The sequence below is a fragment of the Bhargavaea sp. CC-171006 genome (assembly GCF_009761675.1).
Classification (GTDB): Bacteria; Bacillota; Bacilli; order Bacillales_A; family Planococcaceae; genus Bhargavaea; species Bhargavaea changchunensis.
The window spans coordinates 1-21566 of record NZ_QUZH01000018.1 but is presented as its reverse complement, the minus strand read 5'-3'; the positions used below and the strand labels follow the sequence as shown (position 1 = coordinate 21566).

Here is a 21566-nt window from a genome sequence, read left to right as displayed (position 1 = left end):
GACTGATGAAAAGAATATTTGACATTGTTATAAGTTTTACAGCACTTATTATTTTATCTGGCATTATTGGAGTCACCGCATTACTAATCTGGATTAAAATCGGGTCACCGGTCATTTTTAAACAAAAACGTCCTGGCCTAAGGGGAGAACCGTTTCATGTCTATAAGTTTCGAACCATGACGAATGAGCGGGACCGGGACGGGGAACTCCTGCCTGACGAAGTAAGATTAACCGCATTTGGAAGGTTAGTCCGCAAATTGAGCCTGGATGAGTTTCCACAACTCTGGAATGTCTTTAAGGGAGATATGAGTTTTGTTGGTCCACGGCCATTGTTGATGGAGTATCTACCGTTGTATAACGAGCATCAGGCAAGGCGTCATGAAGTACGGCCTGGAATCACAGGGTGGGCCCAAGTTAATGGCCGAAACGCGATTTCATGGGAACAAAAGTTTGACTACGATGTCTGGTACGTGGATAATCAATCGTTTTGGCTGGACATAAAGATTTTGTTTATGACAGTCTTTAAAGTCTTTAAATCTGAAGGTATCAATCAGACAGGACAAGCGACCATGACGAAGTTCACCGGTACTCCGTCTGCTTCGGATCGAGGTAAGGAGTACGTCAAATGAAGAAGATTGTCATTATTGGAGACAGTGGTCATTCTAAAGTAGTTGCAGATCTTATCCATTCAAATGAGGACATGTCGGTTATCGCAAAATTGGATGATCGTTACGACGATGTAAATGAAAGTGAAGGGGTAACTAAAGGACCGATTTCATATTTAAGACAGTTGCTTCAAGACGAGCCTAGCACTTGCGTGGTATTTGGTATCGGGTCTAATGCGGTGCGTAAAAAGCTGCTTAATGAATTAGAGTTGCCAAGAACATCTTTTATTTCTTTGATCCATCCAACCGCAGTAATCAGTCCAAGTGCTGTAATCGGCTTGGGAACAGTCGTTATGCCAAGGGTTGTTGTCAATGCAGATGCTAAAATCGGGGATCATACTATTCTTAATACCGGATCGATTATCGAGCATGATTGTAAGGTCGCCGACTACGCCCATATCTCTCCTCAGGCTATAATAGCAGGTGGAGTTGTTGTGGGGGAAGGAACCCATATCGGTGCCGGTGCTTCGGTGATTCCAATGAGAACAGTTGGTGATTGGGCAACTGTCGGTGCAGGTGCGGCTGTGGTGTCCGATATTCCTAGCAATGTGACGGCCGTAGGGGTTCCGGCAAAAGAGATCAGGAAAGAAGGAATCTAAATGTCTGATCGGATTTTCCTTTCTGCTCCGCATATGAGTGGAAATGAACAGAAATATATAAACCATGCATTTGAAACGAACTGGATTGCACCTCTTGGACCTAATGTGAATGCTTTTGAAGAAGAACTGGCTTCTTACGCCAGCACACATGGTGCCGCAGCGCTTTCCTCGGGTACCGCAGCTATACATCTTGCATTAGATTTGTTGGGCGTTGGGAAAGGGGATACTGTATTTTGTTCCAGCCTGACGTTCATTGCGAGTGCAAATCCGATTGTCTACCTTGGTGCAGAACCCGTGTTCATTGATTCTGAGCCGGAGACATGGAACATGTCTCCCGTCGCGTTAGAGAATGCATTTAGAGATGCTGAAGCAGTTGGGGAGTTACCGAAAGCCATTGTAATTGTCAACTTGTACGGCCAGAGCGCCAAGATGGATGAACTGATTGACATTTGTGATCGTTATGGCGTACCAGTAGTTGAAGATGCTGCAGAATCACTTGGCTCCACTTATAAAGGTCGGAAGAGTGGTACATTTGGAAAATTTGGAGTCTATTCCTTCAATGGCAATAAGATCATTACGACTTCCGGTGGAGGTATGTTAGTTTCAAACGATACAGATGAACTCAAACGCGCGCGCTTTTTGGCCACACAGGCACGTGACCAAGCAAAGCATTATCAGCACAGTTTGGTTGGATACAACTACCGAATGAGTAATATCCTTGCTGGCGTGGGACGAGCACAACTCGAAGTGCTGGATCAACGTGTGGAAGCTAAACGGATTGTGTTCGATCGCTATGTGGAAGGCCTAGGAGATATTGAGGGACTTGAGTTCATGCCTGAGTTGGAAGGGACAATGTCTAATCGTTGGTTATCGGTAATGACACTGGATCCAGAAAGAATAAAAATTACTCCTTATGAATTGATCGATGCCCTGGAAGCAGAAAATATTGAAGCCCGGCCGGTTTGGAAGCCACTGCATATGCAGCCAGTGTTTGAGGGGCAAAAATTCTATCCGCATGCTGAATATGCAGTGAGTGAGCAACTGTTTGCTACAGGGGTTTGTTTGCCTTCTGGAACGGCGATGACCATCGAGGAACAACAAAAAGTTATCAATCTGGTAAGGTCGATTCTAACTAAATCTAAAGTAGAGCTAACAAAGTAATTTGTTGTAACAAGAAATTTAGAAAGGCTCCTAAAGAACGAATGATTCTTTGGGAGCTTTTTAATGAGGTGACGGAGAATGACGAAAAAAGTAATGGTGGTTTTCGGAACTCGTCCGGAAGCGATTAAAATGTGTCCGCTGGTCAAAGAACTGAAGACGAGAGAAACGTTGGAGACAATCGTTTGTGTAACCGGACAACACCGTGAAATGCTTGATCAAGTTTTGCATGCATTTGAAGTCCAGCCCGACTATGATCTTTCTATTATGAAAGCTAAACAAAGTCTATTTGATGTTACCATCAATATTCTCGAAAAGATGAAAGCTGTCATTGAGGAAGTAAAGCCGGATGTGGTCTTGGTACATGGAGATACGTCTACTACGTTTGTAACTTCATTGGCATGTTTCTACCTGCAGATTCCGGTTGGTCACGTCGAGGCCGGCCTGCGTACATACAATATCTATTCTCCTTATCCGGAAGAGTTCAACCGACAGGCAGTAGGCCTTGTGGCAAAGTATCACTTTGCACCGACAGAAACGTCTAAGGAAAACCTGGTGAAGGAAGGAAAGAATTCGGCAGATATCTATGTCACAGGTAATACTGCAATTGATGCACTTCAGACGACTGTCCAAGAAGATTACTATCATGAGCAGCTCGAATGGGCATCAGACAGTAGACTGATTATGATTACCGCACACCGTCGTGAGAATCTTGGCGAGCCAATGAGGAACATGTTCCGTGCCATCAAGCGAATTATCGATGAACAGCCGGATATTAAGGCAATTTATCCAATTCATATGAATCCGGTTGTGAGGGAAGCTGCAAACGAGATATTAGGTGATTCTGACAGGGTTAGAATCATCGAACCCCTAGAGGTGTTGGACTTCCACAATTTCCTCGCACAATCGTATATGATTCTTACTGACAGTGGCGGTATTCAAGAGGAAGCTCCAAGCCTTGGTAAACCCGTTCTGGTCATGCGTGATACAACGGAGCGCCCTGAAGGTATTGCTGCGGGAACACTTAAATTGGTCGGGACTGAAGAGGACACGATCTATAATACTTTCAAACAGCTTCTTGAGGATGAAGAAGAGTACTCGAAGATGAGCAAGGCAAGTAATCCTTATGGGGATGGATTTGCTAGTAAACGAATTGCGGATGTTTTGGAGCATCATCTGTGAACATATTAGGGACCGAAGAGAATGTTGGTTCTCTTCGGTCCCTTATCTTTCCTCACGTAAAAATCTGAGGTGCTTTAGTAGTGTGAATCACGTCTTTATCTATTCGAATCTTAATGCCCGACTCGGTTGTAACTTAGCCGCTTTAATTGCCGGATAAACCCCACAGACAATACCAATCAGGATTGAGGATCCAAGTGCGAGCTGGAAAATCCACATCGGCAGAACAAGAGGGAAGATTGTGATGGCTCCATTCCACCAAGTGACAAATCCATATCCAAGCAATAGCCCAATGATTCCTCCGGCCAGGCAGAGCAGGATCGTTTCAAAGAGGAATTGGAACAAGATCTCGATAGTGGATGCGCCCAGTGCTTTCCGAATTCCGATTTCCCGGGTTCGTTCCCGGACGGACATGACCATCACGTTCATTATGCCTGCACCGCTTATGACGAGTGCGGTTGCCGTGATGCCAATCAGCATGATCTGCAGAATTCTTGTGACCGTATCGATGGCACCCAACATCTCGGTTTGCTTAACTGTGCTGAAGTCGGTTTCCGGATGGTTGATTCCGACCGCCGCGTGCACATCTTTTTCCGCTTGGTCAAGGTTGTCGATGGAATCTGCTTTGACATAGATGCTCGTCAGGTTTTCTGTGCTGGTTACCTCGAGCGCTGTCTGGACCGGCATGAGGATGCTGTTGTCGGATGTCATGCCGAGGGTAGCTTTTGATTTCAGCACGCCAACGACGGTGAAGGCTTCTCCTTGGATGGTCACTTCCTTTCCGACCAGGCTTTCTTCTTCAGCCGATGGTACTGCGGCACTGGCGGAGGAGCCGGTCAGCCTGTCCAGCAGCTTCTGCCACCAGGCTTTCTCCCGCTCTACTTGCTGTGCAGGATCCGTTTCAAGAAGTTCCTTTTTTTGATTTAGCAGTGATGTGTGAATTCCGCTCCCGAGCACAACCACTCTGTTCTTGTTTGCTTCTTCTTCCTCTGTAAAGAACCGGCCTTCTTTTAGGGTCGTATGGAAGACTCCCTGATAAGAACTGCTCGTGCCCACCAGCATGCCTTCCACGCTGGTGGGTTCTTCATTTTCATTGGTGTATTGGATGCGGCCGACCGTCTCCAGCATGGGGGTGACAGATTCGACGGATTCCAGCTTGCGGATCTCCTCGGCATCGGTGTTCGTCAGGGTGCTGGGCAGGCTGGATACGCCGTTCAGGAAGTTATGGGCCCCGCCGCCGTCCTTCAGCACACGTCCGGGCATGACCATGATCTGTTCCGCGCCGAGACCGCCCATTTGCTTCATCACTGTATCCTTGACGCCCAAAGAAATGGCAGAAAGGGCAATCACGGCAAATACTCCGATGACCACGCCGAAAATCGATAACAGCACCCGGAACTTATTGCTCCAAATCCCGAGGAGCGCCATCTTAAAGGCTTTGAACAGTCTCATACGCTTGCTCCTTTATCCGTCCGCCTTTTAGGTGCAGAATCCGCTGGGCCCGTTTTGCCACTTCCGGATCATGCGAGATCAGGATAATCGTCACCCCGCGCTCATGCAGCTCATCGAAAATCTCCAGAATTGACTCCGTCGTCTTCTCATCCAGGCTTCCCGTTGGCTCATCGGCAAGAAGCAGGGAAGGCTCATTCACAATCGCACGCGCAATTGCAACACGCTGCTTCTGGCCGCCTGAGAGCTGATGCGGCTTCGCCTTCAGTTTTTCCTCCAGACCGACCATTGAGAGAGCTTTCTTTACCCGCTCCCGCTTTCTTGACTGCCACTTCCGCTTATAGGCCAAGGGGAGGAGTACATTCTGATACACTGACAAATTCGGGATCAGCTGATAATTCTGGAACACAAACCCGATTTCTTCATTGCGCAAAAGCGTCAGCTTCCGATTGCTCATCTTATGGATTTTCTTATCTCTGAATATGTATTCACCAGCATCGGGCCGTTCCAGCGTTCCGAGGATATTCATCAGCGTGCTCTTCCCCGTACCCGAAGCCCCCATGATCGCCACGTACTCACCCTCATCAACCTGAAAATCCAGCCCTTCCAAAACCGAATCCTTACCGGCAGCCGACCGATAGGACTTACTGATACTCTTCAACCGGATCATCCAAAATCCTCCAATTTCAATAACCGTACTGACTTAATACATCTACCTTTATTCTTTTACACGAAACCTGAAGTGAAGAGAATGGACGGAAAGACATGAGTTGTATGAGTGGAGGAGTGGGGAATCAGATGGAGTGAGGGTACAAAAGCCGTATTTAGCTGGTGGGGGAAGGGAGTGATTACCTAGGTGGGATGAGTGGTAACGTTGAAAAGCAACTGGAAGGGGAAAGGAGTAGTCTTATCTGGTACAGGTAGGTAAGCACTCAATACCCCAAGGTAACCACTCGCATTGCAAATAGAAAAAAGCCAGAAGGGAAGAGATACATTCCCATCCGACTTCTTTCATTTATCCTCTTCCACTTTCCCCTCAATGAACCATTCCTCGATAAACTGCAACTCTTCTTCTTTGCTTAGGAGGCCCCTTGCTTTACCGAGTGTGCCGTCCTGGAGGTCCCAGATGTAGTTGTGGTCCGTGTCGGCTTCGCTGAAGTCTCCTTGTTTCCACTTGGCGATGATCTGGAGCAGCTGCTTTTTCACTTCTGGGGTTCGGATGTTATCGGTGCTGGAGACGATCGATTCCAGCTGTTCAATGTTCCTTGTGGTCATCGGCACAGCTCCCCATTTCTGATTGGCTACGATTTTCTGGTGGGTCATCTGGTGCATAACGTCCAGAATCTTCTCTTCAGGGGAATTGCCGTTGACACCCACCCGGTCCAGTCCGTCGATCTCCTTTAATGCCTCGGTTTCCTCAAATGTTTCCACGAACTCATCTTGCGTTAGTACTTCATCAGGCTCGGAGTAGGCAAACCGGGTCTGATAGGTGATGAAGCCGGCGATGGCCAGGAGCGCCAGCGTTGCTATTAAGATTCCTTTCCTTTTCATTAAATCACTCCGATCTTTGTGGCGTCTTGAAATCGAGTTATCAGTATTTACTGATTATAGCATTTTCCCTATGAAGAAAATGTTGCATTTTAGGAGGGAAATCATAAATCTAGCTGTTAATTGTCGACAACCTCTTGCATGACTACGTTCCACCGAATAAGTTGGTCGATTGTTTTCTTCCGTTCATGGAATACAGGCGTAGAGACCTTTATCAGGCAACTCGGTCTCCTTGATAGGGGAAGACTTACATAATGGCCAGACGCAGGCACATTAATTACCTGGTCGAGTTGAGTGGTTATCTATATATAGCCAGCAGATGATGTTCAGTAAGTGGGTTGACGTTCGGTTGTGGATGGTAGAATGAAAGTGCGTAGCGATACCGTTTAACATGGGGTGTTTAAAATCCAGAGATTGATGAACGAGGAAAGAAATAGTAGCTTACCTATATATGCTTTGCTGTGGGCTGCTGTCATTATCATTGCGACGTGTACAAGCGACCCTCGAACATTTTTATTTGAAGCTAAAGTGAGTTATCATATTGAATTCGCGCCAAACTTTTATGAACTTCTCATAACAAGTGATTTTAACTTCAACAGTAAATTTTACTTGGTACAAAAAATAGGACACTTCTTATCGTTCGGGCTTTTGTATGTTTTGCTGTTAACTTGGATTAAAAGACTAGGTAAAGCGTTTGTCCTGTGTGGCTTGTTTGCGTTGTTGACCGAGGTTCTTCAGCTATTCTTCGGGCGCAATGGCCGGCTTTATGACGTGGGCATTGATTTGCTGGGTATCTTATTAGCTTATCTAATATGCTCTTATATAAAATTGGCAACGGATGCGCGATTGGCTCGATGACCGGATCTCCTGAGCGAATACCTCAGCTCTGAATAAAGGATTAATAGAAAGGGTAACTTACCTCTATAACACAAATGAGGTGATCAGATGAAACAAGAAGAAATGGAAACGCTCAGGGACCTGATCAAAGACGTCGACACCGCGATGCTGACGACGGTATCCGATGAAGGACTAGTCTCCCGTCCGATGAAAACACAGGAAGTCGAATTTGATGGCGACCTCTGGTTCTTCACCAAGAAAGAAACCGACAAATACAAAGAAATCCTTCACAACAAAGACGTCAACGTCGCCTACGCCGGCAAATCCTACGTCTCCGTCCGTGGGCGAGCTGAAATCGTAGAAGACATGGCCAAGAAAAAAGAACTCTGGTCCAAAGGCTACGAGAAAATCATGCAGACCACCTACGACGACCCCGACGTCATCCTCATCAAAGTAAAAGCAGAAGCCGCCGAATACTGGGAAAGCGGCAGCCTCGTCAAGAACATCGCGTTCATGTACAAGAGGATGACCGGGAAGGATACGGAGTCGGCGGAAATTAATGAGACGCTGGAATTGGATAAGTGATTGAAATGGAGGGAAGCAGCCTGCGTGGCTGCTTTTTCTTTTGAGGGAGTCTCAAACCAAGTGGGAACTGAAGGGAAGAAAGTCAAGGTGTCCAGTTCTTCTTGAGTGGAGGGTGATAAATGGTGGCGTTTTGGTTATCTGCAAGAACAGGGCAACGAATTCGGGAAGGACTGAATGAGTGGCCCGTGCTGCCCCTTTTTTCTGTATAATTGTATCAATATTAGGAGGTAAGCTATATGTTTGGTACAGGAGTAAAGAAGCAGGATAAGGACTATAAGAAACTACTAGACCGGCTGGGCAAGCAGTACAAAAAGGATTACTTCATGGCGTTGGCCATTAAGGATGTACAGGATAATCTTTCAAAGGTCCGTGGCGCTCGGTCGGACTATCTTGATATGACTGTGGAGTTAGGTGTGGCCAGCACAAGTAAACTGCACAATTGGAAGTGGGTGGCCAATCAGGCCGTGCGGAATAACTATGCTGAGGTCAAAAAGGTATATGAGGATTTGGGACTGGATGTATCTAAAACACAGGATGCTTCTGAAATCTACCGCACCGTAATGGATTACAAGTTTGCCACACTGAAAAAGATAGTGGATTCTGAATTAAAACCGCATGGCTGATGCCGGCGGTTATTTTTTATCTGAAGTCGGACCTGTGGTTAGTAACTTGTGAACCAACGGGGATTTCCATTGCTTCGACTCCGTTCGACATTTCGGCGAAGCATATGTCGGATGATGTCTTGAATTAAACGTTGTTAATAATGGGTCATATTGGTAATATAAGCACAAGAGTCCTTTAGGAAGATAGATTATAATACCTAATCAGGTGTCTTTGTTTTTATAAAAAACCTTTTTAGTGCTTGTTTTATTGGGTACATAGTAATGAATTGGTGCGATGACGGGTACTAGCTGCAAGCGGCTAGAGTCCCTGTTCTTCGGACCATGTTTGGAGATGGGTACGGGTTAATGATGCAGGGGGGGCTTGGAGATGAAGAAGTCGATGAAGTTTCTGGTGGGTCTATTATGTCGACGTGCCAGGCGGGAATGGAAATTGGATAGACTCCGGCAGCTTGTGTATAAGGATGAACTGACTCAGATCGGAAATCTGCGGGCATTCCGGGAGGAGACGGCCCACCGGATCAAATCAGGAAAGCCATTCGGAATTCTTTATCTCGATCTAGACCGGTTTAAAAAGGTGAATGATACATACGGCCATCGGGCTGGTGACAAAGTGCTCCGTGAAGTGGCCGGTGCACTGAAGAATGCGGCATTGCCTGGTGTACATGTTTTCCGTCTGGGCGGAGATGAGTTTGCCATGATTGTCCCGGAGGCGTCAGAGACAGGCATGGCCTTATTGAAGCTTCGACGTGAGTTCGACATCGCCAAGCGTGTCCGGATCGGTTCTTTTGCTGTGGGAGCTTCGATGGGCTCTGCCCGGTTCCCGGAAGATGGACGGACAACTACCGAGTTGCTTGACGCTGCGGACCGGCGGATGTATGCCGAGAAGGCGCGGAGGAAAGCAGAACTACCCTATACATTGGCTGGCGACATCTGTTGAGATGTCGTTTTTTCTATGTTTATAAGGAGAATTTCTCACCAGTTCCCACCAACGGGTTCCTGAGTCCTTACCTTCGGTGTCTGAATCCTAACGAAGAACATCTGAGTCTTTACCTTTCTTGTGTGAGTGGTTACTTGAATAATTTAACCCACCAAGGAAATCACCATGGCTTTATCCTGAAAATATTGACTAGTGATTAGCACATGATATATTCAGTAATGAAATGTAGTTCTAATGGGTTATATTGCTAATTAAATTGTGAGTATAAATAGCGCGGGCTTTTAAGGGGGTGGGACTATCCAACAGACAGCGGAGTGGTGGAAAGCGATAGTGGAATCGATCAATGACGGGGTATTGGCCATCGACCGGGAGGGGATTGTTCAGACGATCAATCCGGAATATACACGGATTACAGGAGTGACTTCTGATATCATCGGAAAACCATTGGTTTCCTATCGGCCCGGAGCCCGGCTCCCGCAGACGCTCGCAACTGGGGAAAGCCAAGTGGGGGTATACCGGAAAACGCATGACCGGGAATACATAGTCGATATGGCTCCTGTCATTATAGAGGGGAAAATTGTTGGAGCGGTCTCTGTGTGCAAGAGCCTGAATGAAGTGCAGGTACTTACGCAGGAACTTGAGCAGCAGCGCAAGCGGGTGCGGGAGCTGGAAGAGCAAATGGATGCTCTATATAAAGTTCGGTATGTCTTTGAAGATATCATCACGAAGAACAATAAGGTGAAAGAATTGATCTCGGTGGCTAGGAAAACGGCGAAGACCGATTTGCCGATTCTGATCAAAGGAGAAAGTGGCACGGGCAAGGAGTTGTTCGCGCAATCAATTCATCATTCAAGCGGCCGTTCGGCAAAACCGTTTATCGCAGTGAATTGTTCCTCCATACCGGCTGATATGATTGAAAACGAACTGTTTGGCCATGCGGGTGGAGCTTTTCCGGGTGCATCGGTAAATGGAAGACAGGGTTTGTTTGAGATGGCTGACGGTGGGACGCTATTTTTAGACGAGGTCAGTGATTTGTCCATTGATGTCCAGGCAAAGTTGTTGCGTGTACTGCAGGAAGGGACCATCCGGAGAATCGGTGAAGGTGCGGAGCGCAAGGTTGATGTGCGGATTGTGGCTTCGACTCACAGGGACCTGGATCACATCATCACGAAAGGGTTGTTCCGAGAAGACTTTTTGTATCGGTTGAACACAATCGCTTTGGGGATTCCGCCATTGCGAGAACGGAAAGAAGATATTCCCTTCATTACACGATCCATTTTGAACGGGAAGTATAGAGTTGACGATGAAGTGAAGCGTCTGTTCATGAAGTATGACTGGCCGGGGAACATTCGGGAACTGCGGAATAGCCTCGATTATGCCATGTGCCTGGTCAATGAGCGTGAACCCATTTCCATGGGCGATCTGCCTGATGTGCTGCAAAAGCAGCATCGATTATACTGCGAGGAACCGAAAGTCTTTCCGTTGCATGCGGCGGTGGAGGAAGCAGAAAAAACAATCTTGCAGTCCGCCTTGCAGTCCAGTGGATCGACCGTTGAGGACCGGCAAGAAGTGGCGAGATCGCTCGGAATTTCCCTCGCTACCTTGTACAACAAAATGAAGAAATACAATATGAAGTGACTCATTCTAATTATCTGGAATGAACAATTACTTATTCAATGAAGTTGGAAACGCAATGAGGACAACGGTTTGGGGAGATAAAGTCCGCTGTATATTCTAATCATTTGGAAGAAGAAATGCCCTGAAACCAGGCATTTCTTCTTTTTGCTTTGATACCATTTATAGAGACAGATAGATTAAACAACGGGGTGATGAAATGTTGCGGATTGGATCAGGGGCCGGCTTCTCTGGAGATCGACTGGAACCTGCCGTGAAACTTGCTGAAGAAGGAGAACTTGATTATCTGGTTTTGGAATGTTTGGCAGAGCGCACGATCGCGCTTGCTCAGAAGCGCAAAAAAGCAGACCCTTCTCTCGGATATGATCCTTTGCTTGAAAAGAGGATTCGTTCTTTACTGCCGATCCTGTTGGAAAAGAATGTTCGCCTGATTACCAACATGGGAGCAGCCAACCCTATTGGCGGTGCTCTAAAAATCATTGAGGTTGCCGAAGAGATGGGGTTATCCGTGAAAGTTGCCGCAGTGACCGGCGATGACGTGCTGCCTTATGTATTATCCAATGGGGATTCTATTCAGTTCAGTCCGGCTTTGTATGAAAGCGCTGACATTGTTTCGGCAAACGCCTACATGGGGGCTTCTACGATTCTCCCGGCGATTGAAACTGGGGCGGACATCATCATCACGGGAAGGGTTGCCGACCCGTCGTTGTTCCTGGCGCCGATGATTCATCATTTTGATTGGTCAATGGATGACCATGATCTGTTGGCGAAGGGAACTGTGGTCGGGCATTTGCTGGAATGCGGGGGCCAATTGACCGGAGGTTATTTTGCGGACCCGGGAAAGAAAGAGGTCAGTGGCATGGCATCACTTGGTTTTCCGTTGGCTGAAGTAAAGACTGACGGCACCGCTTTGCTGACGAAATTACCCGGTACCGGAGGGGCACTGACATTGCGTACGGTGAAAGAACAGCTCTTGTATGAAGTGATGGACCCATCCGCATACATCACTCCCGATGTGGTCGCAGATTTCACAACCGTTCAATTGCAGGAGGACGGAGAGGACCGCATTTTCCTGTCTGGAGGAAACGGGAAACAGCGGCCTGATGAGCTAAAAGTCAGCATCGGTTTTGACGCCGGCTATATCGGTGAGGGAGAAATCACTTACGCCGGTGCGAATGCAGTGGGACGCGCGGAATTGGCGGGCGCCATTATCCAGGAGCGACTGGCGGATACTTTTGAGGAACTAAAAGTGGATTACATCGGGGGCACTTCTGCACACCGTGGCTCGTTTGGTCATAAGGAAACACCCTATGAGGTTCGGTTTCGAGTTGCCGGCAAAACCTATGAACTCGACAAGGCTAAGTGGATCGGCGAAGAGGTTGAAGCCCTTTATACAAACGGGCCTGCCGGTGGAGGCGGCGCTCGGAAATATGTAAATGAAGTGGTTGGCATCGTGTCCGGAATGATTCCAAGAGACAAAGTCGAGCCCGACTTCAAGGTCATGGAGGTGGGGGGAATTGACTAAGTTATACGAACTGGCGCACAGCCGCGCGGGGGACAAGGGGGATGTCCTTATGCTGTCGCTCATTCCGTATGAAGAGGAGCTGTACGGGAGATTGCGGGAGCAAGTGACTGCGGAGCGGGTGAAGGAACATTTGCAGCATATTGTGAGTGGCGAGGTCGAACGATACGAGATGCCAAATATCTCGGCATTGCAGTTTGTGTGCCACGGAGCCTTGCTTGGTGGCGTGACGACTTCCCTGGGGATGGATACACACGGGAAGACATTAAGCTATGCACTGTTGGAGATGGAAATAGAGCTCTAATTAATAGGGGGAAATGAATATGTTAGCTCTGTTGGGCTTTCTAACAATTGTGGTGTTTCTGGCACTGATCCTGACGAAGCGGGTATCTGTGATAGTGTCGCTGATTATCGTTCCAGTCGTATTCGCATTAATCGGGGGCTTCTGGAGCGAGATGGGAGGATTCATGCTGGACGGCGTCATCAGCGTCGTGCCGACCGGGATTATGCTTGGATTCGCCATCCTTTACTTTGGCGTGATGAACAATGCTGGGCTGTTCGACCCGCTCATCTCCCGTGTTTTGCGGGCAGTGAAAGGAGATCCGCTTAAGGTAGTAGTGGGCACCGCGGTGATTGCGATGCTCGCACATCTGGACGGATCAGGGGCATCGACATTCCTGATTACGATCCCGGCGTTGTTGCCGCTTTACATTAAATTGGGGATCAGCAGGATTGTGCTGGCGGGAATCGTGGCGCTCGGAGCGGGAGTCATGAACTTGCTACCGTGGGGCGGTCCTACAGCGCGTGCTGCATCTGCGCTGGAGCTGGATGCAAGTGTCATTTTCAACCCGGTCATCCCGGCAATGATTGCAGGAATTATATGGGTATTGTTCGTGGCATACTGGATCGGCCGGAAAGAGCGGAAACGGCTCGGAATAGCGGATATGCAATACGACTTCCATGCGGAACTGTCGGATGAAGATAAAGCGATGAGGCGACCGAAATTATTCTGGTTCAATCTGGTGCTGACGATTATTACGATTGTCGCACTTGTAAAAGTATGGCTTCCGCTTCCGATCATCTTCATGCTGGCATTCGCCATCGCTGTCATCATCAACTATCCAAAGCCGGATGACCAGATGGAACAGGTGAGAACACAGGCAGTGGGTATGATTACAGTGGTCTCCATCATTTTTGCGGCAGGGATTTTCACCGGCATTTTGTCGGGTACAGGCATGATCACTGAAATGGCCAATGCGCTTGTCAGCATCATTCCTGACGAGGTCGGCGGCATGATGGGGATTATCGTAGCGTTGATAGGAATGCCGCTCAGTCTACTGTTTACACCGGATGCCTTTTACTTTGGCGTCTTGCCGATTGTGAGTGAAACGGCAGCGGCGTACGGAGTCGATGCTGCGAGTATCGGCAGCGCGGCCATCTTGGGACAGATGACCACCGGCTTTCCGCTCAGTCCTTTAACTGCTTCAACATTCCTATTGATTGGACTTGCAGGCGTCGAACTGGCGGACCATCAGAAGTTTGTGTTCAAGTGGGCATTTGGCACGACGATTGTGATGACAATCGTGGCAGTTATTACGGGAGTGATTCTTTGATGTTATTGAAGCCGGGGGAAACTAAAGAAGATGAGCCAATAGCCGTGAGTGATGACAATGAGCGGTTGAGTGTTTACTCAAATTGTCGAACAGACTGCTTAGAATGCAACTTATTACTTTGCATCTAGCACAAGAATCGCCCCTATGCAGCATGATAGCCGCATAGGGGCGATTCTTTCCTTTTATTAGGATCTACTTAATTAATTCACTGGAATATTTCCTGAAGACGACGTGATCATATCGTCCTGCTCCTGCCTACTTTTCGAAATGACCAAGCCGATAACAAATCCGACCGCCCCAGTCACAATCCAGCCTGCGCCGTTCTGGAAGAGAGGAATGAAGCTGAATGCGTTATTGATCGCTTCCGGTGCAATGCTGGCTTCTTTTAGTGCATCCAGCACGGCGACGAAGCCGACGCCGATCATCGTGCTTACATAGACGGAACGGCGACCTTTAAACAAGTTATTCGCGAAGATCAGGACGATCAGGGCGATGGCCAGTGGGTAGAGCAACAGCAAGATCGGAGAAGCAAGTTCCAAGATCCTCGTCAATCCGAAGTTGGTGATGGTCAAGCCGACTGCGGCGAAGATGAGCAGCCACTTTTTATAAGACACCGACGGTACAATCCGTTCAAAGTATTCGGCCACCGCTGACAGGCAGGCCACATTCGTTGTAATGCCTGTCAGGAAGATAACTGTCCCGATGATGAAAATACCGACTTGTCCGAAGAGGGCGACCGCGCTTTGAGCCAACACTTCGCCGCCGTTTTCCTTGGCACCGATCTGGTCAAGGCTCGTCGCCCCGATCCAAGCCATCGAGACCTGCAGGATGACCAGGCCGATGACTGTGATGATCCCCGCCTGGATAAATACTTTGGATATTTCTTTGTTCGATTTGATGCCCAGTGCAGCAATGGACTTGATGAAAATCCCGCCGAACACAAAGGCGGCCAGTACATCCATTGTATAGTACCCCTGTGTAAACCCTTTCAGAAATGCCCCGCTGGCAGTGACATAATCTCCGGTCGGTGTTCCAAATCCACCCATAGGGGTGATGATTGACTTAACGATTAAGAGTAATAACAAAATACCGAAAATTGGAGTGATGATTTTGCCGAGTCGATCAACAAACTTTGACGTATTCCAAGATAGGATGACCGTCAGGACAATGAATACGACTGAAAATGCGAATAAGATGAGACTGGTATTTGCGGTGTCCGGCAGCAACGGATAGATGGAGATTTCATACACCACTGAAGTGGTCCGTGGAATGACATAAATCGGTCCCAACGTCAGGAATAGCAGGACAGAAAAGATCACTGCGAAGACCGGATGGACCCGGCCGGCCAATTTCTCCACAGTACCTCCGCCCCGTGTAAGCCCTATGATGGCAAGCAATACGAGCCCTACACCTGTCAGCAAGAAACCGCTCATGGCGATCCAGGTGTTCGTGCCTGCCTGCTGGCCAACCATAGGGGCAAAGATGACATTACCAGCGCCCAAAAACATCGCAAACAGCATGAAACCAATGGCAACGATTTGGCCTGTTTTCACTTGTTGCATCTTTATTCCCCCTAATAGTTGTCAGTATAAATAATGGAACGGATCAGTGCTTCGTTTTCTTTGTCATTCTGCCGAGCAGGAAAGCGCCGGCGCCGAGTCCGATCATGGTGTTCGTTTTCTTATTGAACGTCTGTTTTACAATCAGGTTCAGGTTCTGAGGGCGTTCCGCGAGACGGCGCATAAAGTAGCCGTACCAATCAACACCGAACGGCACATAGGTGCAGAAGTTGTAGCCTTCTTTTGTAAGTTGCAGCTGCATGTCTTTCCGGAAGCCGTAAAGCATTTGGAATTCAAATTTGTCATTAGGGATTTCGTGTTCTTTGACGAATTTCTTTACGTGATTGATGACGTGATGGTCATGGGTGGCGATCGAAGTGAAGGTTCCGTTCAGCAAATGGTATTCGATCAATTTGATATAGTTCGCATCGATCTCTTCTTTTGTCTGGTACGCCAGGTTTTCAGGTTCTTTGTAGGCACCTTTCACAATCCGGAGACGGTAGTCTTTATATTTCTGGATGTCCTCCTCCGCACGGAAAAAGTACGCTTGGATGACTGTCCCGACATTGTCATAATCCTTATGTAGCTCATCCAGAATATCAAACGATGGCTGCAGGTGGGAATGGTCCTCCATATCAAAGTTGACGAAAATTCCGTATTCATGGGCTGCTGAAACAATCTCACGCAAATTCTCAAGGCAGAAGTCATAATCCACATCGAGGCCAAGCTGTGTCGGTTTCAGTGAAATATGCGCATCCAGGTTGTGTTGATGAATGACTTCAATCACGGCAAGGATTTGCAATTTTGCCTGCAGGGCTTCTTCCTTGTCAAAGACGAATTCTCCTAGATTATCGATTGTGGCGGAGATGCCGCTTGCATTCAGTTTGCGGATGCTCTCCACCATTTCATCGACGGTCGTACCCGCCACAACTGATTGCGCGCCAAGCTTTAATCCCCATCGTTTGGCGGCACCGTTCAACATCCTGTTCTGAGACAACATGATAAAGAAATCTTTCGTTACATTCATTTTCCTGACCTCCGATTATTTTAATAAGAATCCTTCGCTGAAAGGATCGGTTTCATCCAATGTGAACTGATGCATGCCAGTCATCCAGGCGGAACCTGTGATTTTCGGGATGATGGCATCGTATTCGCCGACTTTCGCTTTCCCGATGATTTCCCCTTTGAACTGGGAGCCGATGATGCTCTCCTGAATGATCTCTTCGTTCTCTTCCAAGTCCAGAGTGGCAAGTTTGGCGCAAGTGCCTGTTCCGCAAGGGGAGCGGTCCACTTGTCCGTCACCGAAGATGACGGCGTTCCTGTAATGGAAGCCATTGCGCTTCAGACTGAATTCCACAAGATCGACGGTGTTGATATCCGGAATTTCCGGGTGTGCAATCTTCAGTTGCTCATTTGCGGCCTGTCGGATCGCCAACCCGAGCTCTGTCAGCTTGTCCTGTTCGTCGATGGTTAATTGAAGACCGAACTGGTTGGCGTCGAGGATAGAGAAGAAGCTTCCGCCAAACGCGATATCCATCGATACACGACCGTACTGTTCCGTGGAAACACTTACATTTTTCAACAGTACAAAGGATGGCACGTTGATGAAGGAGACTTCTTTCACCTTGCCGTTTTCATAGCGCACTTCGCACGTCACGATGCCGGACGGCGTATCAAGAAGGAGCTTGTCCTTTTTTTCGATCAGCCCTTGGTTGATGGCGATTGTGACTGTGGCAATCGTTCCATGCCCGCACATATTCAAGTAACCGCCGCTGTCCATGAAGATGACCCCGAGATCGCAGGATGCTTCGCATGGTTCGGTTAAAATGGCACCGAACATATTCAGGTGGCCACGAGGCTCGTGCATGAGCAGTTTCCGGACCGCATCCAGGTGAGTCTGCATATATTGTTTTTTCTGCATCATTGTTTGCCCAGGGATTTCGGGCAGCCCATCCACCACGATGCGGGCGGCTTCCCCCATTGTGTGGGCGTCAATTGTATGGATGAAGTCCTTAGCTAACACCATAGAGAATCCTCCTTCGCATAGAAAAAATCCTTCACCTTATATCTATGCAAGAAGCGTGCCAACTTTTTAAAGTGCGGTAAATCAATATTGTTTATTTATTGAATGTACATATGGTTTACAACAGTGTAAACTGTAAGCGTTAACAACCGGAGGGGGTAAATCCGATGCCTGATCAGCATCACCTGTTTTATCTGCAGACAATATTGGAGACGAGCAATGATGCAATTTCCATTATTAACTCAGATGGCGTGGTCGAGTTTTGGAACGAACATGCCGAAAATCTATATGGCATACCGTCTGAAAAGATCCTCGGGAAAAAGATGAATGAGTTTTTCAAGAAAGAGGATCTGAAAATCCTTGAGATATTAAAGACGAAAGAATATGTTTTGAATATTTATCATCAGCCGCGTCCTGACAAACATATTAAAATCAGCGCTTCCCCAATTTTAGATGATGAAGGAAACCTGCTCGGTGCCTTATCCATCGATCAGGACATCTCGAACATCGTTGAGTTGAACGAGAAATTGACGCTAACCACCTCAGAACTTCAAAAGATCAAGCATCAGTACAATGAGCAAAACCTGAATGAACCCTTATCAACGGTCAAAGGAAGCAGCGCAGCTTTGCAGACAGTAAAGAACCTTGCACTGAAAGTGGCGAAAACAGATGCAACCATTTTGATCCAAGGGGAGAGCGGAGTCGGCAAAGAATTATTCGCCCAAGGGATCCACGAAGCAAGCTCCCGTAAAGACAAGCCGTTTATCGCCGTAAACTGCGGAGCTATTCCGGAAGCCCTTTTCGAAAGCGAATTTTTCGGCTATGAAAAAGGGGCCTTCACGGGGGCCGATAAGAATGGGAAGGCCGGAAAAGTGGAGATGGCATCTGGCGGAACATTGTTCCTCGATGAAGTCGGAACACTCCCATTGGAGATGCAAGTAAAACTGTTGCGGATTCTGCAGGAAAGGGAAGTGTACCGGATTGGCGGTCACTCACCGATCAAAGTGGACATCCGGATTGTCGCTGCCACGAACAGCGACTTGGAGGAGATGGTCCGGCTCGGAAAATTCCGCGAGGACTTATACTATCGCCTGAACGTCGTCACACTCGACATCCCTCCATTACGGGAAAGGGCAGAAGACATACCGGCTCTAATGGAGGCCTTTATCCGGGAGTTCGGCTATCAATACGATAAAGAGCCCCCCGAATTAACCGAAGGAGCGCTCGCGGCCTGCCATCATTACGAATGGCCCGGCAATATCCGGGAACTTCGCAACATGGCAGAAAGAATCGTCATTATGATCGACACACCAACAATCGGACTGTCCGATCTGCAACTCATCATGCCTCACCTTGTCGAAGAGAAGAAACAGCCGAGACTTTCTCTTGAAAAGGATCAGCTTGAAAAAAATCGGATCACCGAAGCCCTGCGGGAAACGTATGGCAACAAAACAGCAGCTGCCAAAAAGCTGGGGATCTCCCGAGTTAGTTTGTATAAAAAGATTAAGCAGTATGGGATTGATGCATGAATCGAAATGGCGTCTGACGAAAGCCGAGTCCAGAGACACCCAAGGACCCTATAACCGAACGCACTCCGGATGAATAAGATGAGGGGAGGTTCAGGGAGGGGGAATGATGATGACTGGCATTCACGGCGAGTGGTCGGGGGAGCAAGACGAGGTCAAGTGGCATGTGGGTCCGGATTTTTCCATTCCATATGCATCCGAAGAACGTGGTCAAAGCTCGATGTACGGAGAACATCCGGCTCTGTTCGCTCAGGATCAATTTACAGCTGACGGGGGTCCGGTCTACGCGGTTCCGTCTTTCCCATGGCAACAGGGAGACAGTTACGGAGCAGGAGGAGGCCAGTGGCAACCATTTGGGCATTATCCTCAAATGCCGATGCCTTGTTGTTCGCATTGTGGATATTCCCCGTGGCAGGGGTTCCGGTACTAACCGTATGGTGAACTGCACCCGGTCAAGCAGACAGAGGAAATAAGTAAAATTGATTAAGCGGCTTCAGTCCTGTATTCAATGGGACTGAGGCCGTTTAGTCGTTCCTGAAGACGGTCGTGGTTATAAAAACGGATATATGCATCAACGGCGTTCTTAAGCTCATCAAACGATTGATATGTACTCAAATAATACTCTTCGCATTTTAAGGCAGCCCAAAAAGACTCCATCGGCGAATTGTCGATGCATCGGCCAACCCTGGACATGCTTTGCGTGATGCCAGCCTGATCTAGTTTGATCTTGAATTGCCTGCTGGTGTATTGGAATCCACGGTCACTGTGGAGAATCGGCTGGGCACCTGGTTCAGCCCGCAGGGCTTGATCCAATGTCTCGAATACCAATGCATTGTTGTTGGAACGGCCCAGGACATAAGAAACGATGGAACCGTCATGGAGGTCACGGATTGCACTCAGGTATGCCTTGGATTCAACACCGTACTTGAACTCCGTGACGTCCGTGACCCATTTCTGATTGGGCTTGTCCGCAAGAAATTCCCGGTTCAGAATGTTCTCCGCCACGTGTTGCGGAGTGGATAGAAAATAGCGTTTCTTTTTACGGCGGATGACCGATTGGATTCCACCAAGTCTCATCAGGCGGTATACCCGCTTGTGATTGAATTTGCGGCCATGCCTGCGTTCAAGTACCATCTTCATTCGGCGGTATCCGTAGATGCCTTTGCGCTCCTTGTGAATCTCCCGGATGTCTGTAAGGAGTTCCTGGTTCAATTGCTCTTCTTCCGTGGGAACTCGGTTCAGCCATTGATAGTAGGAAGATCGGCCAATGCCAGCGAGTTCACACAATAATTCAATGGGATGTCCTTCCGACTCATGGACCTCGCGGATAGCCAGATAACAGTTTTCCTGCCGGACCCCGCTTAGAAACGCCTCCTTTCGATTTCGTCCAACTTTTTTAGGAGTGCATTCTGAGCCCGAAGGCGCTCATTCTCCTTCTCAATCCGCTTGATCTCCAACTTCAGACGCTCCTCGCTGGTCAGCTCTTCGTCTGCCTTTTTGCGTCCGCGTCCGTCCTTCAGTGCCTCTTCCTGGCCTTCTTCGTATTTCTTCACCCACTGGTAGACCTGATTATAGGAAACCTTGTAGGTTTCGGCTGTTCCCTGATAGTCCTTGCCGGATGCGATACATTGCTGGGCAATCTCAACCCGCTCTTTTAAGGTCGTCTTCCTTCCCTTGGTCATGGGATCCCTCCGTTCCTTAAGTCCCTTGGGGACTTCTCCATGACCATTATACTTTTTCAGCCAATCCCTCAAAACAGAACGGTCGCTGATACTGTATTTGATAACAATTTCACTGGGTGTCAGTCGACCGCTTAAGTAATCCTTAATTGCCGAGAGCTTCAGTTCCTTTGAATAAGAATTCCATCTCGAACGGGGCTTAAGACCGGTTTCTCCAAACGATTTATATAGGATTAGCCACTGTTTTAATGTGCTTTCTGACAATCCAAATTGCCGGCAGAGTCGGGCTTTCGAGATTCCACTCTCATAAGCTCGGATGACCTTCATCTTTTCTTCAAGAGAATATCCTTTGTAAGCCATAGGAAAAGCTCCCTCCAAAGTAAACAGAGTTTTGTTTTTTCCTCTGTCTGCTTTGAAGGGAGCATATCA

At 48.0% G+C, this 21566-nt stretch carries 20 protein-coding genes; 13 read left to right on the top strand and 7 right to left on the bottom strand.

Annotated elements, in window-relative coordinates:
- The first annotated feature begins 5 nt into the window (after positions 1–5).
- The 4 genes from DZC51_RS08545 (at position 6) to wecB (ending at position 3604) form a co-directional block, all read left to right on the top strand.
- The gene (locus DZC51_RS08545) at positions 6–629 is read left to right on the top strand and encodes a sugar transferase (protein ID WP_157294965.1); all 624 of its coding nucleotides are present in this window, start codon (positions 6–8) and stop codon (positions 627–629) included.
- Entirely contained in the window at positions 626–1264 is a 639-nt protein-coding gene (locus DZC51_RS08540) for an acetyltransferase (RefSeq protein ID WP_157294964.1), read from the top strand. Before DZC51_RS08545 ends, DZC51_RS08540 begins: the two co-directional genes overlap by 4 nt.
- Positions 1265–2425, top strand: a complete 1161-nt coding sequence (locus tag DZC51_RS08535) for a DegT/DnrJ/EryC1/StrS family aminotransferase (protein ID WP_157294963.1) — start codon at positions 1265–1267, stop codon at positions 2423–2425.
- A gap of 78 nt (positions 2426–2503) precedes the next feature.
- The gene (gene wecB, locus DZC51_RS08530; RefSeq protein ID WP_157294962.1) at positions 2504–3604 is read left to right on the top strand and encodes a non-hydrolyzing UDP-N-acetylglucosamine 2-epimerase; all 1101 of its coding nucleotides are present in this window, start codon (positions 2504–2506) and stop codon (positions 3602–3604) included.
- A 99-nt stretch (positions 3605–3703) separates the two neighbouring features.
- Here wecB and DZC51_RS08525 read toward each other — a convergent pair whose 3' ends face one another.
- The 3 genes from DZC51_RS08525 to DZC51_RS08515 form a co-directional block, all read right to left on the bottom strand.
- Positions 3704–5053, bottom strand: a complete 1350-nt coding sequence (locus DZC51_RS08525; RefSeq protein ID WP_157294961.1) for an ABC transporter permease — start codon at positions 5051–5053, stop codon at positions 3704–3706.
- Positions 5031–5720: an ABC transporter ATP-binding protein gene (locus DZC51_RS08520; RefSeq protein ID WP_157294960.1), complete on the bottom strand. Its 690-nt coding sequence runs from the start codon at positions 5718–5720 to the stop codon at positions 5031–5033. Before DZC51_RS08520 ends, DZC51_RS08525 begins: the two co-directional genes overlap by 23 nt.
- Before the next feature lie 341 nt (positions 5721–6061).
- A complete protein-coding gene (locus DZC51_RS08515) occupies positions 6062–6601 on the bottom strand; it encodes a DUF6241 domain-containing protein (protein ID WP_157294959.1) in 540 nt (179 codons plus the stop codon).
- Between the two features lie 414 nt (positions 6602–7015).
- Here DZC51_RS08515 and DZC51_RS08510 point away from each other — a divergent pair, with 414 nt between their 5' ends.
- The 8 genes from DZC51_RS08510 (at position 7016) to DZC51_RS08475 (ending at position 14350) form a co-directional block, all read left to right on the top strand.
- The gene (locus tag DZC51_RS08510) at positions 7016–7456 is read left to right on the top strand and encodes a VanZ family protein (RefSeq protein WP_157294990.1); all 441 of its coding nucleotides are present in this window, start codon (positions 7016–7018) and stop codon (positions 7454–7456) included.
- A gap of 87 nt (positions 7457–7543) precedes the next feature.
- Positions 7544–8020, top strand: coding sequence for a pyridoxamine 5'-phosphate oxidase family protein (locus DZC51_RS08505; protein WP_157294958.1), 477 nt, complete (start codon positions 7544–7546; stop codon positions 8018–8020).
- Positions 8021–8256: 236 nt separating this feature from the next.
- Entirely contained in the window at positions 8257–8643 is a 387-nt protein-coding gene (locus DZC51_RS08500; RefSeq protein WP_157294957.1) for a hypothetical protein, read from the top strand.
- A gap of 367 nt (positions 8644–9010) precedes the next feature.
- Entirely contained in the window at positions 9011–9580 is a 570-nt protein-coding gene (locus tag DZC51_RS08495) for a GGDEF domain-containing protein (protein ID WP_157294956.1), read from the top strand.
- Between the two features lie 297 nt (positions 9581–9877).
- The gene (locus DZC51_RS08490; protein WP_157294989.1) at positions 9878–11218 is read left to right on the top strand and encodes a sigma-54 interaction domain-containing protein; all 1341 of its coding nucleotides are present in this window, start codon (positions 9878–9880) and stop codon (positions 11216–11218) included.
- A 196-nt stretch (positions 11219–11414) separates the two neighbouring features.
- Positions 11415–12740: an acyclic terpene utilization AtuA family protein gene (locus DZC51_RS08485; RefSeq protein WP_157294955.1), complete on the top strand. Its 1326-nt coding sequence runs from the start codon at positions 11415–11417 to the stop codon at positions 12738–12740.
- Positions 12733–13041 carry an AtuA-related protein gene (locus tag DZC51_RS08480; protein WP_157294954.1) on the top strand — a complete coding sequence of 103 codons (309 nt, stop codon included), beginning with the start codon at positions 12733–12735 and terminating at the stop codon, positions 13039–13041. The genes DZC51_RS08485 and DZC51_RS08480 overlap by 8 nt, the downstream gene beginning before the upstream one ends.
- A gap of 19 nt (positions 13042–13060) precedes the next feature.
- A complete protein-coding gene (locus DZC51_RS08475) occupies positions 13061–14350 on the top strand; it encodes a CitMHS family transporter (RefSeq protein WP_157294953.1) in 1290 nt (429 codons plus the stop codon).
- Positions 14351–14550: 200 nt separating this feature from the next.
- On the opposite strand, the gene brnQ is transcribed toward DZC51_RS08475, so the two are convergent.
- From brnQ to DZC51_RS08460, 3 genes are read right to left on the bottom strand one after another with little or no spacing between them, the layout of a single operon-like run.
- Positions 14551–15912 (bottom strand): branched-chain amino acid transport system II carrier protein, encoded by a 1362-nt coding sequence (gene brnQ / locus DZC51_RS08470; RefSeq protein ID WP_157294952.1) that lies wholly within the window; start codon positions 15910–15912, stop codon positions 14551–14553.
- Positions 15913–15955: 43 nt separating this feature from the next.
- On the bottom strand, positions 15956–16936 hold the full coding sequence (locus tag DZC51_RS08465) for a proline dehydrogenase family protein (protein WP_157294951.1): 981 nt from the start codon (positions 16934–16936) through the stop codon (positions 15956–15958).
- Between the two features lie 15 nt (positions 16937–16951).
- The gene (locus DZC51_RS08460; protein WP_157294950.1) at positions 16952–17935 is read right to left on the bottom strand and encodes a proline racemase family protein; all 984 of its coding nucleotides are present in this window, start codon (positions 17933–17935) and stop codon (positions 16952–16954) included.
- A gap of 164 nt (positions 17936–18099) precedes the next feature.
- Here DZC51_RS08460 and DZC51_RS08455 point away from each other — a divergent pair, with 164 nt between their 5' ends.
- Positions 18100–19461 (top strand): sigma-54 interaction domain-containing protein, encoded by a 1362-nt coding sequence (locus DZC51_RS08455; RefSeq protein ID WP_157294949.1) that lies wholly within the window; start codon positions 18100–18102, stop codon positions 19459–19461.
- Positions 19462–19941: 480 nt separating this feature from the next.
- On the opposite strand, the gene DZC51_RS08450 is transcribed toward DZC51_RS08455, so the two are convergent.
- A protein-coding gene (locus DZC51_RS08450; protein ID WP_157294948.1) for an IS3 family transposase occupies positions 19942–21497 on the bottom strand; the annotation gives its coding sequence in 2 pieces (ribosomal slippage) (positions 19942–20846 and positions 20846–21497; 1557 coding nt in all).
- Positions 21498–21566 lie beyond the last annotated feature (69 nt).

Excerpts from the sequence above, each read along its gene's own strand:
- DZC51_RS08545 (WP_157294965.1), top strand. The coding sequence starts at position 6 with ATGAAAAGAATATTTGACATTGTTATAAGTTTTACAGCACTTATTATT.
- DZC51_RS08540 (WP_157294964.1), top strand. The coding sequence starts at position 626 with ATGAAGAAGATTGTCATTATTGGAGACAGTGGTCATTCTAAAGTAGTT.
- DZC51_RS08535 (WP_157294963.1), top strand. The coding sequence starts at position 1,265 with ATGTCTGATCGGATTTTCCTTTCTGCTCCGCATATGAGTGGAAATGAA.
- wecB (WP_157294962.1), top strand. The coding sequence starts at position 2,504 with ATGACGAAAAAAGTAATGGTGGTTTTCGGAACTCGTCCGGAAGCGATT.
- DZC51_RS08525 (WP_157294961.1), bottom strand. The coding sequence starts at position 5,053 with ATGAGACTGTTCAAAGCCTTTAAGATGGCGCTCCTCGGGATTTGGAGC.
- DZC51_RS08520 (WP_157294960.1), bottom strand. The coding sequence starts at position 5,720 with ATGATCCGGTTGAAGAGTATCAGTAAGTCCTATCGGTCGGCTGCCGGT.
- DZC51_RS08515 (WP_157294959.1), bottom strand. The coding sequence starts at position 6,601 with ATGAAAAGGAAAGGAATCTTAATAGCAACGCTGGCGCTCCTGGCCATC.
- DZC51_RS08510 (WP_157294990.1), top strand. The coding sequence starts at position 7,016 with ATGAACGAGGAAAGAAATAGTAGCTTACCTATATATGCTTTGCTGTGG.
- DZC51_RS08505 (WP_157294958.1), top strand. The coding sequence starts at position 7,544 with ATGAAACAAGAAGAAATGGAAACGCTCAGGGACCTGATCAAAGACGTC.
- DZC51_RS08500 (WP_157294957.1), top strand. The coding sequence starts at position 8,257 with ATGTTTGGTACAGGAGTAAAGAAGCAGGATAAGGACTATAAGAAACTA.
- DZC51_RS08495 (WP_157294956.1), top strand. The coding sequence starts at position 9,011 with ATGAAGAAGTCGATGAAGTTTCTGGTGGGTCTATTATGTCGACGTGCC.
- DZC51_RS08485 (WP_157294955.1), top strand. The coding sequence starts at position 11,415 with ATGTTGCGGATTGGATCAGGGGCCGGCTTCTCTGGAGATCGACTGGAA.
- DZC51_RS08475 (WP_157294953.1), top strand. The coding sequence starts at position 13,061 with ATGTTAGCTCTGTTGGGCTTTCTAACAATTGTGGTGTTTCTGGCACTG.
- brnQ (WP_157294952.1), bottom strand. The coding sequence starts at position 15,912 with ATGCAACAAGTGAAAACAGGCCAAATCGTTGCCATTGGTTTCATGCTG.
- DZC51_RS08465 (WP_157294951.1), bottom strand. The coding sequence starts at position 16,936 with ATGAATGTAACGAAAGATTTCTTTATCATGTTGTCTCAGAACAGGATG.
- DZC51_RS08460 (WP_157294950.1), bottom strand. The coding sequence starts at position 17,935 with ATGGTGTTAGCTAAGGACTTCATCCATACAATTGACGCCCACACAATG.
- DZC51_RS08455 (WP_157294949.1), top strand. The coding sequence starts at position 18,100 with ATGCCTGATCAGCATCACCTGTTTTATCTGCAGACAATATTGGAGACG.